The sequence below is a fragment of the Reyranella sp. genome (assembly GCF_044224635.1).
Lineage (GTDB): Bacteria > Pseudomonadota > Alphaproteobacteria > Reyranellales > Reyranellaceae > Reyranella.
Genome location: NZ_JBGAKA010000078.1, coordinates 14,396 through 29,452 on the forward strand (window position 1 = coordinate 14,396; position 15,057 = coordinate 29,452).

The window sequence follows — 15,057 nt, forward strand, 5'->3', positions numbered from 1 at the left end:
GCCGGGCATGCTAAACCCTGATCAACCTCGTCCGAGGGGCGAGCGTCCGGTGACGTCCGTCGCCATCGGGGCGAGCTCGCGAGCATGGGGAGACATCGATGGGCAAGTTGACAGGCAAGGTCGCCTGGGTGACCGGGGCTGGTTCCGGGATCGGCGAGGCGGCGGCGATTGCGCTCGCGGCTGAAGGCGCCGCGGTGGTGCTGACGGGCCGGCGCAAGGAGCCGCTCGATACGGTGGCGGCGACGATCAGGCGGGCCGGCGGGACCGCGGTGGTCAAGCCAGGCGACCTGATGAAGGCCTCGGCAGTGACCCGGATCGCGGCCGACATCGACAAGCGCTTCGGCCGCTGCGACATCCTGGTGAACAATGCCGGTCTCAACATCACCGAGCGCAGCTGGGCCCAGCTGTCGCCGGCCGGCGCCGAGCAGGTGATCGACGGCAACCTGTCCAGCGCCTTCTACTGCTCGACCGCGGTGCTGCCGATGATGCGCAAGAGGAAGGACGGCGTGCTGATCCACACCTCGTCGATGGCCGGCCGGCAGGCGAGCCTGCTCTCCGGCCCGGCCTATTCGGCGGCCAAGCACGGCGTGGTGGCCATGAGCGCCACCATCAACATGGAGGAATGCGTCAACGGCATCCGCTCCTGCGTCGTCTGCCCGGGCGAGGTGGCGACGCCGATTCTCGACAAGCGGCCGATCCCGATCACGCCCGAGGAGCGGGCGCGCATGGCGCAGTCCGAGGATGTCGGCGACCTGATCCGCTACGTCGCTTGCCTGCCGCCGCACGTCGTGATCAACGAGGTCCTGATCAATCCGACCTGGAACCGCGGCTACGTCGCCAGCCTGCAGCGCAGCGCCGACGAGAAGGCGGCCAAGGCCAAGGCGATGGCGAAGGGCAAGGCGAAGGCGAAAGCCGGGAAGAAGTAGGGATCACGCTCATGCCGACCGCGGACGCGAGAGAATGTGAGCCTGTTGAGTGAACGCACGCTTGTCATGTCATCCTGAGCGTAGCGAAGGATCTCATCGTCAGAAGTTTCAAAGCACGCCTATCAGGCGGCGATGAGGTCCTTCACTTCGTTCAGGACGACAGAAAGGGGTGCGGGCGAATATGTTCACGATCCCGGACGCCAGCACCAGGAGAGCATGATCGATTTCAGGAGTGCACATCCATGACGGTCACCATCAAGGCGAAGGCGCTGGAGGCCTTCGTTGCGGACATCTTCGCCTCGGCCGGCTGCTCGAAGGAGGAGGGCACCCGCATCGGCCGCTATCTGGTGAGCGCCAATCTCTCGGGGCACGACAGCCACGGCGTGGTGCGCGTGCCGCGCTATGCCACGAACAAGAAGAACGGCATCGTGCTGCCCGACGTCACCGTCGATGTCGTGATCGACACGCCGGTGATTGCCGTGGTCGACGGCAAGCACGGCTTCGGCCAGACGGTGACCCCGCAGGCCGTTCGCATCGGCATCGACAAGTGCAAGGTGAATGGGCTTTCCGCGGTCACGCTGCGCAACGCCGGCCATATCGGCCGGGTCGGCGACTGGGCCGAGATGGCGGCGGCGGCCGGGCTGGTGTCGATCCACTTCGTCAACGCGTCCGGCAGCGTCCTGGTGGCGCCGCATGGCGGCGTGCAGCGGCGCTTCTCGACCGCACCCTACTGCATCGGCGTGCCGCGCCCGGGGCAGGATCCGCTGGTGCTCGACTTCGCCACCTCGATCGTGGCCGAAGGCAAGGTGCTGGTGGCAAGCCAGGGCGGCAAGAAGCTGCCCGACGGGGCATTGATCGGTCCCGATGGCAAGCCGAGCAGCGATCCGCATACGCTCTATGGCGACTACGTGCCGGCCGGTCCGCGCGACTACAGCAAGGGCACCGGCGCCATTCGTGCCTTCGGCGAGCACAAGGGCTCGGGCCTCGCCTTCATGTGCGAGCTGCTGGGCGGCTCACTGTCCGGCAACGGCGCGACCGATCCCAAGCGCGGCCGTTTCGCCAACGGCATGCTGTCGTTCTATGTCGATCCCAAGGTCATCGACCCGGCGGGATTTTTTCCCGTCGACGTCGCGAAGTACGTCGATTTCGTGAAGAGCTCGGCGCATGCGGCGGCGGGTGGCGAGGTCCTGGTGCCGGGCGAGCCCGAGGTGCGCATGCGGGCCGAGCGGCTGGCCAACGGCGTGCCGCTGCCCGACGACACCTGGGCCGCCATCGTCGAGACCGCCCGCTCGGTCGGCCTCGACGAGCGCCGCATCCAGCAGGCGACGCTGTAATTCTCTTCTCCTCTTCAAGCTACGCTTGGGGAAGTGTCGGCGTCTGCACCGACGGAAGGGTCAAGGCCGGGAGCGTGCCGCTGCGTGGCGCTCTTCTCGTCGATCACACACCCCATGAGCGCCACAGAGTGGCGCGCTCCCGGCGAAGAGTCATGACCGCTCCGTCCGCGAAGGCGCGGACGTCTCCACAGCGAAGCCGGGGAGGGAGGGGTTACCGCCCCGGCCTGCGCTCGAGCCGATGCACGGCACCCGCAATCGGGTCGGTGACGACCGGCGTCGCGACATAGTCGTCGTGCAGCACGCGCCGCAGGACCTCGAGGCGGGCGCTGCTTGCCACCATCCCGGTAGCGACCTCGAGCTGGGCCAAGTCCATGTCCCACAGGCGCACCGCCATCACCGCGTAGCCGAGCTCGAGCGCGCGATCGATTTGTTGGCGCAGGTCGTCGGCCAGGCGCTGGTCGCTCCAGTCGGGATGGCGCAGCACCTGGCCGGTGAAGCCGATCCACTTGAAGCGCGGCAGGGCTTGCGGCGCCGGCCCCAGCCCGGCCGTGCCGGGCTCGGTCCAGCCCCAGTGCAGCGAGCCGTAGATCATCGCCCAGTCGAAATCGTGCATCAGCCAGACCGTGCGCGTCGGGTCTGACTCGCGTTCGAGCCGCTCGATTGCCCGCTGCCAGGCGCTGTCGAGGCCGCGCAGCGGCGCCAGGCTCCAGACGTTGTAGGCGATCAGCGCCACCGTGAGGCCGCCCAGGGCGGCGAGCCCGCGCACGCCATTGCGTTTGCGCACGACCATCAGCAGCAGCGCCCAGCCCACCGTCAGCCAGGCCATGACGTTGATCTGCATCTGCGGATCCTGCGGCTGGGAATAGAGGTTGAAGACGGTGCCGGCAACGAAGGTGCCGCCGAAGATCGCCGCCAGGGAGCGCGCCAGCGGATCGGACCGGTTGCGCCACAGGAGCGGCAGCGCTACCGCGGCGGTCGCGATCATCCAGACGGTCGCGAGGAAGCGCCAGATGTCCCAGCCGGGTATTCCGGGAATGGCGGCGACGCCAGCGCCCAACAGGTAGGCCACCATGCCGTCCCACAGATAGAGCAGCTTGGACCAGGTGAAGCCCGCCCACACCGAGCGGACCGCCTTGCCGGTCCAGATCAGCTCGAACGGGCCCACGGCCTTGGCGTGGCCCTGCCATGCCAAGGCGACGAGTGCCGCGGTGGCGACCATCCCCAAGAGAAACAGGGCGATCCAGCCGAGTCGCCGTTCCAGCCGCGGCTCGCAGAGCCACAGCGCCGCCAGCATGCCGGGCAGGGTAGGGAACATCAGGCGCCATTCCATCAGCCAGGCGATCGAGAACAGTCCCGAGACGGCGACCACGCGCAAGGCGCTGGGCCTCGCCAGCCAGACGCTGCCCAGCGCCATGGCGGCGATCAGCACCGTGTAGCTCGGCAGGATGTCCTCGTTGATGATGGCGAGGAACATCACGAAGCTCGAGGCGAGGTGGAACAGCGCCGCCAGCAGCGCCACGACGCGGTCGCCGGTGACGGCGCGGACCAGGGCGTAGACGATGGCGAGGCAGAGGCTGCAGCTCACCGCATTGAGGACGGTCATCTGCCGCCGCGGGTCGTCCGCGAAGATGCCCAGCAGGTCGAGCAGGCGGCACAGCGCGCCGTAGAAGGGATAGAAGAGATAGTTGGCCGGATAGAGCGGCGCGTTGGCCGGATCGACGATCCACGGCTTCAGCTCGAGGCTCTTGAACACGCCGTTGCCGGTCAGCCCGCCCTGCGCATTGTCGAACCACAGGATGACGGCGATCAGGAATGCACTGCCGCCCGCCATCAGGACGGCAAGGTCGATCAGGAGACTGCGCGGGCTGGGAGGCTGGCGGAATGAACTGAGAGCGAAAGACAAAGGGAAGTGCCGGGCGACCGAGGACGAGGACGCTATTCATACCCATGTTCCTCTCCCTTGCCAGGGGCAGGACATTCGCATGCAGGCGCTTCTCATTCTCTCCCCGGCGGGGAGCCGGGGAGAGAATGACTGAGCGTTCCTATGCCCACGCCCTGCGCCGGGGGAGAGGTCAGGTGAGGGAACTTCGAAGGTTGCGGCATCCCCGGCAATCCCGCGAGAGGATCATCTCGGTCGTCTGCGGATCGTCCTGGCGGAAGCCGTTGGCGACGGACCAGAAATGGTGGCAGCTGTCCTCGGCCTGCGGTTTGCCCGGCTCGACCTCGTCACGCCAGGCGTCGATGTACCACTCGTTCCTAATGAACATGGTTTCCTCCCGACGTCCGGCGCGACGCCGGAGGGAGAGGCTGCGCCTGCCTCGTTGAGTTGCCAACGATCGCTGCCGTCGATCGATCCGTTGAGGTCGGGCAGGCGGCGGTGGAGGCGATTCAGCAGGCCGATCAGGGTCTCTCGCTCGGCGCCCGACAGGTCGCCCAGCAGGCGCTGCTCGCGCTCGAGGGCGATCTTCAGGACGCGATCGTGCAGGTGCCAGCCCCTGGCCGTCAGGGCACAGGCCGAGCTGCGGCCGTCCGTCTCGTGCGAGCGCGCCTGGACGAGCGCCTTCTGCTGCAGGACGGCGAGCGCCCGGCTGACCGCCGCCTTGTCGAAGCCGATGACCCGGCAAATGCGGCCGGCGGTGATGTCCGGCTGGACGGCGACCATGGCCAGAACCCGCCATTCGGTGGTGCCGATGCCGAACTGCCGGCGAAAGATCGCCGAGGCGCTGCTGGTGAGCTTGTTGGCGAGGAACACCAGCAGGGCCGGCACGTAGCGCTCGAGATCGAGCACCTGGTGCGGCTGCTGCCGGCTCGAGAGCTTGAGCTTGGCCATCGTGACGGCGTGACACTAGGCGTCCATGACGAAATAATCGACACGGAATCACTGTCGTCCCGAGCGCGCAGCAAGGCATCCTCGAAGCCGAAGAGGTTAAAGGTCCCTCACTGCGCTCGCGATGACAGAATAATCGCACGGCACCGCAAGACGTGGCGCCGCCAGCCCGGGAGCCGAGAAGATCATGGCCGATGCACCGCCTCCGACCGTCGTCATTGGGGCCGGGGTCGTCGGCCTGTCGACGGCGCTTTATCTGCAGCGCTCGGGCCGTGAGGTGGTGGTGATCGATCCGCTGCCACCGCCGGGCGGCGCCTCGTTCGGCAATGCCGGCATGATCAGCGCCGACACGGCTGTGCCGATCGCCCTGCCGGGCATGCTGCGCAAGATACCGTCGTGGCTGGCCGACCCGCTGGGGCCGCTCGCCGTTCGGCCGTCCTACTTCCCCAAGGCGCTACCCTGGCTGATGCGCTGGATCGCCGCCGGCCGACTGCCGCGCGTGCTGGAGATATCCGACGCGATGCGCGCCCTGCACAAGGACGCCTTCCTGTGCTGGAAGGAGCTGCTGGGGCCGCAGCACTATGGCGACCTGGTGCGGCCGGTCGGACAGGTCCAGGTCTGGGAATCGGAGACCGAGACGGAAAGCGCCAGGCTGGAGCGCATGCTGCGTGAGCGGCAGGGCATCCCGAGCCAGCCGCTGACCCCGGACGATTTGCGCCAGATGTTCCCCGGCATCTCGCCCAAGGTGCGGCGCGGTCTTCTGATGCCGGGCAACGGCTACACGGTGAGCCCGCAGCGCATCGTGCAGACGCTGCACCGTCTGTTCATCGAGGCGGGCGGCACGCTGCTGGCCGAGAACGTGATGAAGATCGTGCCGCGCGAGGCGGGCGGCTACGACCTCATGACCACTGTCGGCTTCCATCGGGCGACTGAGATCGTGATGGCGGCCGGCGCACGCTCGGTGCGCCTGCTCGAGCCGCTCGGTGTACGCGTCCCGCTCGAGACCGAGCGCGGCTATCACGTCATGCTGCCGACGCCCAACGTCGCGCTCACCACCACGATCTCGCACAAGAGCGGCTCGTTCGGCGTGACGCCGATGGAGCATGGCTTGCGCGTGGCCGGCACGGTCGAGATCGCGGGCCTGGAAGCGCCGCCCGACGAGCGTCGCAACCAGGCGCTGCTGGCCAACATCCGCACGCTGTTTCCCGACGTGAACACGGAGGGACACCGCTTCTGGATGGGTTTCCGCCCTTCGACGCCCGACAGCCTGCCGATGCTGGGGGAGGTGGCGCGCCGCCCCGGCCTGTTCCTCGCCGTTGGCCACGGCCATTTCGGCATGACCGGCGGCCCGCCCAGCGGCCGCCTGGTCGCGCAATTGATCAACCGCCAGCCGACGTCGATTGCACCGGCGCCGTACAGTCCGGCGCGATTTCGATAGGGGAGGCTCATTGCCGGGACCGCGCCACTCCGTGGCGCTCCTTCTTTTGCCGCATGAAGGAGGAGCGCCACGGGAGAGGCGCGCTCAGGCCGTAGTGCGCGCCGCCATCGGCCAGCGCCCTCGATCCTGCCGATCGCGGCGTCCGACCGTCGCCGAACAAAGGTGTTGCGGATGGCTTTCCTTGCCGATCGCCGCTTGTCGGCAGGCAACGAAGCAACCGTCGGTAGGCCAGAATGGGAAAGGGCCGCCGATGGGTGTCGGCGGCCCTCTGAAACGCGGGCAGGTTGGGTGTGGGTCCGCGTCTTGGGTATCCAAGAGGTAACCCACCCTCATGAGCGTCTTCCAGTGCAAATAGTTCCATTTTGGAGCACTCGATCTTCGAACCCATTCAAAGTGACGACGCTGCGAAGCCTGCCGCCGCTGCGATCATTGCGCAGGCGGCGGATCCTTGCTTCTTGGGCTCTTGCGGCTTTCGGCTGGCGCTCCCTACGGGATTCGAACCCGTGTTTCAGCCTTGAGAGGGCCGCGTCCTGGGCCTCTAGACGAAGGGAGCGGAGGCCGGAGGGCGACTGATAGTCGATAGGCCCCGGAGGCGCAAGCCCACAAGCCTCAGGAGCAGGCAGCCCGGCCTGGATCAGCTTCTTCCTTCAAATGGGTACAGAACCAATCAATGGCAGCCATGCTGGCAATGGTGAAATCGTCGCCATAGGCATCGAAATGGCCACCCCGCAGGGTGACCAGGCGCTTGGGTTGGAGAGCGCGTTCGTAGGCGGCAAGCGCGAGGTCGGCTGGTGTCAGATGGTCGGCGAGACCGACGATCATCAGGAGCGGAGTCGGGCTGATCAGGGCCACCAGGCTCGAGGGATCGTAGCCCAGAAACAGGTCGAGCGAGCGCACCGTCACCTCGTTGCGCCAGGCAGGGGCTCGCGCCGCCGCGGTCTCGGTGAACCAGACATGGGAGTCGGCGGTCGGCAGGGCGGCAGGCCCCGCCGGGTCGGCCGATACCACCGGCAGCAGTGCAGGCGGCGCACCGCCCCGGCGGGCGCGCCGGTCGGCCTCGATCAGGCGTTGCGTCGGCGCCAGCAGGTCGGCACGGATCAGGCGGCGGGCATTGGCCGGTCCGTTCACCATCGGCACCTGCGCCACCACGCCCTTCACCCGCCGGTCGGTGGCGGCGATCGCCAGCGCATGACCGCCGCTGTAGCTCGTGCCCCAGATGCCGATGCGCTCCGGGTCGACGCCGTCCAGCGTCTCGGCGAAGCTGATGGCGTCGCGCCAGTCGCGGATCTGCTGGTCGGGGTCGACCTCCTGGCGCACCTTGCCGTCGCTGGCGCCGAAGCCGCGGTGGTCGAACGCCAGCGCCCCAAGTCCCGCCGTGGCAAATGCCTCGGCGAAGCGATCGAGATGCATCTCCTTCACCGCCGAGAAGCCGTGCGCCATGACGATCACCGGCTGGCCCCCGCCTGTCGTCGCGGCGGGGCGGTAGTGCCAGCCGCGCAAGGTCGTGCCGTCCTCGGTCTCGAAGGCGATGTCGCTCCGCATGCTCCCCGCTTCAGGCGGGTTTGCGTCCCGCCACTCTCGACAATACGCCGGGGACGAAGGGATGGATGACCACGTCGCGGAAGCCCGCGCCTTCGAGATAGCCCTTCACCTCCGATTCGGTGTGCGCCTGGCCGGTGCTGCCGTAGACCGCCTCGTTGAGGCCCCACAGCGCTGCCGACAGCGGGCCGCGCCGGTCGTCGTGCAGGGTCTCGCCGACCAGGTGCATCTCGCCGCCCGGCGCCAGCGCGGCAAACGCCTTGCCGACCACCAGCCGGATCAGGTCGGGCTCGTATTGCGGCAGGTTGCTCGCCATCACCACGACATCGACGCCTTGCGGGAAGGGCGTGCGGGTGAAGTCGCCTGGAAGGGTGGAGACGCGATCGGCGGCGCCGTTGGCGGCGATATACTCGTTCGCCACCACGGTGACCGGCGGCAGATCGAGCACGATCGCTTTCAAGCCGGGATAGGTCCTGGTGGCGACGATGCTGTAGGCGCCGGAGCCGCCGCCGAGATCGAGCAGCAGCTTGCGTCCGGTCATGTCGACGCTGCGGCTGAACAGGCGCGCGGCGCCCATGCCGATCGAGTAGGTGGCGGCGTGGTAGCGCCGCGCATCCTCGACGGTGAAGCTCTCGTAGGCGCCGAGCCGGCTCTCGGTCGGGCTGCGCAGGCGCTGGGCGAGCTCGCCATAGGCCGTCCAGCGCGGCTTGGTGAACAGGATCCACGGCCCGGCGTAGCGCTCGCCGTCCTTGACCAGGAAGCGCTGCACGTCGGGCGCGTTGGCGAAGCGCTCGCCGTCGCGCGTCAGCAGGGTCATGGCGGTGAGCGCGGTCAGGAGCCGCTCGGCGTTGCGTGCACTGATGCCGACCGCCTTGGCGGCGAGCGCAATGGTGTCGTGGCCATGGGCGATGGCGGTGAACACCTCGAGCTCGACCGCCGCCATCAGGGCGGCGCTTTCCCAGTAGGCCTGCGCCATCTTCTGCAGGCGCGTCGTGTCGAGTCGCGGCCGGTCAGAACCCGCTTCGCTCGGCACTCGCGTGTCCGCTGACGGTTTGTCGGATGCTTGCGTATCGGCCATGGGTGTTTCCTCCGTTGCCCGATCATAGCGCACTGGCCTGGGCTCGCCCGACTTCCTTCACGGATCGCTAGTGCGCGACTCCGATCAGCGGCAGGAGCAGATGCGGGTCGGAGGTCACAGCCAGCTCACGGAAGCTTTCGGTCATCCGGTTCGCTGCTTCGACGCTGGCCGCCGAGGCATCGACGTGTTGCATGACCTGCCGTGCCCAGCTGACGTCGCCCAGGCCCTCGTCCAGCGCAAAATGAGCTCCGACGATTTCCTTGTTCGCGAGGTACCGTGCGTCGGTCGGGCCGCCGGTGACGGCGCGCGCCCCATAGATGATCGCCAGCATGAACTTGTCGCGGCTCAGATTGCCCGAGTCGAGGTCGGCAACCCAGTAGGCGAGGCCGGCGTCATCCGGCGCGCGACCGAGAACGTTGCGGTAGACCTCCGTCACGAAGGTGTCCGTGCTCATGCTGTCGGGGTAGGTCGCGAGGGTCTCCGGCTGCACGAAGAAGCTTCTTGCGATCTCGACCAGCGACATGCCATCGAGCAATCGACTGGCCCAGTACTGCAGGCCCATGGCATCCGGCGCCCTGTTGAAATAGGCGATGTACATCGCCGTCAGGTCGGACAGCTCGGGCCGATCGAGCTGCCCCGCTTTCGCCATCCAGGCCGGGTCGAAGCCAACGCCGTCACCGAACGATACCCAGCGCATGTCGACGACGGTGTCCGCGCCCTCGGCGCCGGTGCGGTCGCGAATCGAGACGACGCCCGTAGCGGCCGTCACGGTAAAGTTCCGGGAAGCGAGACCGTAGACGGCGACATCGAAACCCGAACCGCCGATGAGCGTGTCGTTGCCGGCTCCTCCCACGAGCACGTCGTTGCCGTCGTTGCCCTGCAGCCGATCGTCTCCGGAGCCGCCGTCCAGATGGTTGTCCGCGGCATTTCCCTCGATGCTGTCGTTTCCGGAGCCACCGATTGCGTTCTCGATCAACGAGCGAACGTCGCCCTGGTACAGCTGCGCATTGGCGATGTTGCCCCGTCCCAGGTGGATGCCGGGATTCGAGCGGTCCAAATCGACGAGCTGGCGGACGTCCGTCGTCGTCCATGCACCCGGGTTCAGGTCGACACGCACGCTCGTGCCGTACGAGGAAAAATCGTAGGTGTCGGTGCCGCCGCCATCCCAGACGGTCTCGAATATCTTGTTGCCGACGAACGCGCCCTGACCCTCGCCGTTCACGAACCGCTCGCCGGTCGTCGGGCTCCAGGCATAGACGGTGTCGCTAGACTCGGTGTCGAAATTGGCACCATACAGGTATTGCAGCGCCGCGATGTCATTGGCCATCGGGCTGGTATTGAACGTCCCCGGAAAGGGGGCCGGCACACCGGAACCGATATAGGTGTGCCCGGTCATGATCGAGAACTCCCGCGAATCTTCGTCCGCGGGCGAGGCTCCGTAAACCCCGGCCTCTTCGCCGTGCTTCAGCCCGAGCGCATGGCCCACTTCATGGAGCACGAGGTAGAGCGCCCCCGATTCCATCGGATCCTGCAGCCCCTGGCTCGAGAGCCAGACATCGCCACCGGCTTCCGAGCCCGGAAAGTAGGTGTGCCCACTGTAGGTCGGGATCGCGTCGGTCCGCCCGAAACGGATGTCCGCCTCGTGTTGCGGGTCCTCCTGGACCTCCGTGAAATCCAGGTTGATGAGAGAGGCGTAGACGGCCAGGACCTTGCGTATCAGCTCCTGCTGCAGCGGCGTTACAGGGTGAAAGGTCTGGGGTTCCGTGCCACGATAGTCGGCACCATACACGCCGGCATTCGTCGGAAAGCTGAACGTGACCGAGCGCCCCGCCCACCGGGTGCTGTACAACAGGCCGTCGATCGATTGATCGCCGCTCGGCTGGACGTAAGAGATTGCTGCCATCCTGAAGCCTCGACCAGGAATGCCAAGGCCTGCAGCCCTGCTCGAACAGGGAACTCCGCTGCAACTGAGCCGCCACCCACGGGTCTGCGGAGTGGCATGGCGTGTCACGGATGGCAAGGGCGGAAGCTCGACGCTCGCGAGCGCCTGCTCACCACCGGACGCTCGGTGCCGGAGGCGTTCCTGCGGCTCTATCGGCTGGAGCGCGCCTGCCAGATCCAGATCGATGCGGCGGCGGCCGGTGCGCTCAACGTCATGGGTGACAACCTCGCCGGCAAGTCGGGCGCCGACATGGACCGCGTCTCCGAGATGGAATCGTCGGTCGGCATCGGCGATCTCGAGTTCGCCGCCTTGATCCGCAAGCTCGACAAGTCGGATACGGGGTGGCGATGCTGACCCGGCGCAACGTCCCTTGCCTTGCCGACGCTTTCGGGGCCGCTCTCGACGATAACGACCTGGGATAGGATAAATCCCGTTCGCTGGCCGACCTGTCCGGAGCACGGGGCAGCGTTGCCGGTGCCGTCAAGGTGGAGGCCGCGGTCGAGGTTTGCCTCGACCCTTCCGCGCCGGCACGACTCGGGGGCATTGGAGAGCATGCCGTGAGGGTCCATCCGGTCACCGTGGGCCTTTGGATCATTGCTCTGGACCCGGGGGGGCGGTCATCATCGCTCTCCTTCGCGACGCCGGTCAGCCCGAGATCGTCCTGCTCGTTCTCAACGTGCTGGTTTTGCTCGTGCTTCGTGCACGCATGCGGCGGCATCAAGGTTTGGCGATGAGGATCGATCCGCCGCAGGCGCCAGCCGAGCGGCCGGGCGCCCGGCGCGAGGTGGCGTTCCTACCTGTAGAGGGCGCGCAACGAGCCGCTTGGCGCCCCGATGTCGTTGATGCGCCAGCCGGCCGGCGTCAGCACGAGGTCGAGGGTAATGCGTTTGGCCTTGCCGTAATTGTCGAAGGTGACGACCGCTGTCGCGCTCGACCCGTCGGTCTTGACCGACAGGGTGAAGTTCTTCACGTCCCACTCTTGGGCATCGACGAAAGGATCGCCATCGAGCCTGGGGACCTCGTTGCGGCGCCGGGCGTCGCGCGCCTCGTCGTTCATGAGACGGGCGAGGTCGGGTGCGAAGTAGCGTCCGAGGTCCCAGTAGTTCTGCCCCTGGTTGGCGCCGGTCAGGTAGGGCGCGTAGAGGTCGCGCAGGAACGCCTCGGCCGACGGCGTCTGTGCGTAGGCTTGGAGGGGGAGGGCGACGCAGAGCGTGGCCAGCAGAGCCCGCCTGCGCAGGGAACTGGGGCGGGCCGGTGCCGTGGTGAATACCTTGGCCGAGCGATCGATTAACATACCTCCATAATGCCTTTCGATCTGGAATGATTAGGGATCGGCAGCGTTCATCGTGAACGATATTGCGGCGGAGTGAGTGGCCGGCCGCCGCTACACTACTGATGCTACCGCGGAGTACCAACTTCCCAAAGTGACTCCGCTACCCAAGGGCCGCCTTCGCAAGAGGCGGCCCTTCCCGGTTTGCCACCCTGGAGCTCGAGTTCACGAGCGAGCTCGTCTCAGCGGCATTTTCTTGCCGGTTCAGGTCCGGTGGACGACCACTTTGTCATTGTAGCCAGCCTCCGTTATCTTTGAATCGGGTTGTGGGAACCCCAAGGTTCAAGTGATTTCAGGGTGTGTGAAATGAAGGATGCAGACCGGCTTCCCGATTCGGAAGCCATCGACGCCACGTCCTATGGCGATACGGCCTCCCTGCGCAGCACGTTGCTGGCAGCCGCCTCCGGGGCACGCCACTTGGGCGATATCAGCAAGAACCTCGAGCGCATCGCTTGCGCGCTCGAGAGGATGGCGGAAAGGACGCCGCGAGCATGAGTGCTCGGGCTCGAGAACGGCCTGGCGTGGTTCCCCGCCGCGTTCGGCGGCGACGGTGATAACCCGCACGCGGGACGTGTGCCTGGCCGGTGTGCCGCTTCTCTCTGATCGCCAGCCCTCTCGCCTGCGCGTCGAGGCGCGTGGTTCCGGCAACCCCTCGATCTGGCTGCACCGCACCTCCACCTCGCTTGCCTGGATCAACGTCAGAGTATCAGGTCGATGCCCTGGTGGAATACGTCGACATGGCGGCAAGTCAGGGTGCGACGGCAAATCGCCGGGAGTGGTTCCGAAGGCATCGGCCCGCGCTGGAAGCGAGAAGTGGGCTTCACGAGTCGACGGGAGCGCTGGTCCCGGCATTGGTCCTTGCGTTGATGAGCGACTCGAGTGGCGTTGCGGACTTGGGTGGGCTCAATCGCTGGCCTGAGCGCAGCAAGCTCGGATTGGAGGATTACCTGCGCGCCTGGCGTGCGAGTTGCCAAGAGATCGGATGTCCGGGCCGGCTGGCCTTGCTGGTGCGGGAGTGGCTGCTCGGATGACGGCGCAATGCGCATGGTATTGCGAATCGCCGTTTCGCCCAATCCTGTCCGTGCATCGATTTAATGCAGTGCGACAGAAGGCCGTCTGATTGCCTTGAGGATGTGACGGGTCGCGCCCTCGTGCGATCCGACGTCGAGGATCCATCGCGGGCCAGCTCACCGTAAAGGGATATCCGAAGATCCCGTCGCCGCAACCTCAAAACAGGTTGTCGAAGAATGAAACCGATGCCCGCCGATCGCTGGCTGTCGCTTTCGTTCATCAATCGGTCGTCCTCATGGTGGCGACACGCGTGATGCCGAGGTCTGCACGGTCTCTCCTCGGTATTATAAGGGATTTCGCGATATTATAATAAGCCGGATGCAGCCTGCATACATAAACCGGGGCTGCAACGCTCACCGCCGGTATTATGTCGGCGGGTATGGATGGTCGACGGCGGCAACGGCGACCTTTGCATGCCCTGCCTTGCTCTCGCTCGAAATATGTTGCCCGCCGCGAAGGCCGGTCTGGCGCACGAGAGGCGATGCTCTCGACGCCCCGGGGGGCGTGTCCCTCCAGGCAGCCACCGCCGTGTCGTCGGGTGAAGGGCCGACAGGGCGAGGCGCTGTGACGTCTCGCTGGCGAAAGGGTGAACAACCAACGAGAGAAATGTTCGTTGACAAAGCGGAATCATTCTTGCGATGTTGGGGACGGGAAGTTGGTTCTTTTTCTGGGTGGGGTTTTCGCGGAGTCAGGAGCCTCGCCGACTGTGGGTCGGCGAAGGCTTTCTTTCAACGAGCGCAGTCGTGTGTTCGACTTCACGAAATGGACCCGGGTAGCTTGGGGACACGCATAGGGTGTGCCTTCTCGATGTCTTGCGCTGCAATCGTGTGATTGATTGCGGTGGAGCAGCGGCCGGTTTCGCCGAAGCGAGCGCTCGTGCCTGTGAGTGCTCCGGCGCTCCCGAGTCTTGGGCCGACGCTCACGATTTTTCGACAAACGCTGGGCGTGTGGCCCGGGGATTCTTGGGTAGGGATTGGGGGAGAAACCATGGCTAACGGCGCGATTACCATCAGAGGCGTTGCAACCGAGTTCGACAACGTCTGGTTTTTCACCGTCTCTGGAGGGACATACAACCTGCTCGGGTTCACGCACGCGTTGGACGAGCCGGACGGCAACCCGTTTGGCGGGGTGACCGATGGTACCTTCACGTTCACGACGTCCTTGCCGACGGGCAGCTATACCTTCGCCATTTTTATTGATGGCAATGCCAGCGCCTCGGGCCTGTCGATCACGACTGAAAGCGGGACCGTCGCAGGTCTCACATTCACGGCAACGGATCCGGGGACCGGCACCAACGTTCTGTACACGGCTAACGCAACGGTCACCGTAGTCTCTACTGGTACCGCCGGACCGACCGGCGCAACTGGTGCCACGGGAGCGACCGGTGCGACTGGCGCCACGGGTGCGACCGGCGCCACGGGCGCGACTGGTGCCACGGGTGCGACCGGCGCCACGGGAGCGACTGGTGCCACGGGTGCGACCGGCGCCACGGGAGCGACTGGTGCCACGGGTGCGACCGGCGCGACGGGTGCGACCGGTGCCACGGGCGCGACTGGTGCCACGGGAGCGACC

Annotated in this window: 11 protein-coding genes and 1 tRNA gene; 5 read left to right on the plus strand and 7 right to left on the minus strand. The window is 66.6% G+C overall.

Annotation, left to right across the window (positions count from 1 at the left end):
- Positions 1-98 precede the first annotated feature (98 nt).
- Together ACILR9_RS36630 and ACILR9_RS36635 are read left to right on the plus strand one after the other, a co-directional pair.
- Positions 99-926, plus strand: coding sequence for an SDR family oxidoreductase (locus ACILR9_RS36630; protein ID WP_395714936.1), 828 nt, complete (start codon positions 99-101; stop codon positions 924-926).
- Between the two features lie 242 nt (positions 927-1,168).
- Positions 1,169-2,260 carry a malate/lactate/ureidoglycolate dehydrogenase gene (locus tag ACILR9_RS36635; protein WP_395714937.1) on the plus strand — a complete coding sequence of 364 codons (1,092 nt, stop codon included), beginning with the start codon at positions 1,169-1,171 and terminating at the stop codon, positions 2,258-2,260.
- A gap of 211 nt (positions 2,261-2,471) precedes the next feature.
- On the opposite strand, the gene ACILR9_RS36640 is transcribed toward ACILR9_RS36635, so the two are convergent.
- Together ACILR9_RS36640 and ACILR9_RS36645 are read right to left on the minus strand one after the other, a co-directional pair.
- Positions 2,472-4,163, minus strand: coding sequence for a hypothetical protein (locus tag ACILR9_RS36640; protein ID WP_395714938.1), 1,692 nt, complete (start codon positions 4,161-4,163; stop codon positions 2,472-2,474).
- A gap of 222 nt (positions 4,164-4,385) precedes the next feature.
- Positions 4,386-5,090: a MarR family winged helix-turn-helix transcriptional regulator gene (locus ACILR9_RS36645; protein WP_395714939.1), complete on the minus strand. Its 705-nt coding sequence runs from the start codon at positions 5,088-5,090 to the stop codon at positions 4,386-4,388.
- A 184-nt stretch (positions 5,091-5,274) separates the two neighbouring features.
- On the opposite strand from ACILR9_RS36645, the gene ACILR9_RS36650 reads away from it, so the two are divergent.
- Positions 5,275-6,525 carry an NAD(P)/FAD-dependent oxidoreductase gene (locus tag ACILR9_RS36650; protein WP_395714940.1) on the plus strand — a complete coding sequence of 417 codons (1,251 nt, stop codon included), beginning with the start codon at positions 5,275-5,277 and terminating at the stop codon, positions 6,523-6,525.
- Positions 6,526-7,002: 477 nt separating this feature from the next.
- Here ACILR9_RS36650 and ACILR9_RS36655 read toward each other — a convergent pair.
- From ACILR9_RS36655 to ACILR9_RS36670, 4 genes are all read right to left on the minus strand, one after another.
- Positions 7,003-7,078: transfer RNA gene (locus ACILR9_RS36655), tRNA-Glu, on the minus strand.
- A 56-nt stretch (positions 7,079-7,134) separates the two neighbouring features.
- The gene (locus ACILR9_RS36660; RefSeq protein ID WP_395714941.1) at positions 7,135-8,067 is read right to left on the minus strand and encodes an alpha/beta hydrolase; all 933 of its coding nucleotides are present in this window, start codon (positions 8,065-8,067) and stop codon (positions 7,135-7,137) included.
- A gap of 10 nt (positions 8,068-8,077) precedes the next feature.
- Positions 8,078-9,142 (minus strand): methyltransferase, encoded by a 1,065-nt coding sequence (locus tag ACILR9_RS36665; RefSeq protein WP_395714942.1) that lies wholly within the window; start codon positions 9,140-9,142, stop codon positions 8,078-8,080.
- A 67-nt stretch (positions 9,143-9,209) separates the two neighbouring features.
- Entirely contained in the window at positions 9,210-11,045 is a 1,836-nt protein-coding gene (locus ACILR9_RS36670; protein WP_395714943.1) for a DUF4214 domain-containing protein, read from the minus strand.
- Positions 11,046-11,141: 96 nt separating this feature from the next.
- Here ACILR9_RS36670 and ACILR9_RS36675 point away from each other — a divergent pair, with 96 nt between their 5' ends.
- Positions 11,142-11,438 (plus strand): hypothetical protein, encoded by a 297-nt coding sequence (locus tag ACILR9_RS36675; protein ID WP_395714944.1) that lies wholly within the window; start codon positions 11,142-11,144, stop codon positions 11,436-11,438.
- A 439-nt stretch (positions 11,439-11,877) separates the two neighbouring features.
- Here the strand turns inward: ACILR9_RS36675 and ACILR9_RS36680 are convergent, their stop codons facing one another.
- Entirely contained in the window at positions 11,878-12,378 is a 501-nt protein-coding gene (locus tag ACILR9_RS36680; protein ID WP_395714945.1) for a DUF3828 domain-containing protein, read from the minus strand.
- A 2,094-nt stretch (positions 12,379-14,472) separates the two neighbouring features.
- On the opposite strand from ACILR9_RS36680, the gene ACILR9_RS36685 reads away from it, so the two are divergent.
- Positions 14,473-15,057 (plus strand): hypothetical protein (locus tag ACILR9_RS36685; RefSeq protein ID WP_395714946.1); only part of this gene is annotated, 585 nt, incomplete at its 3' end.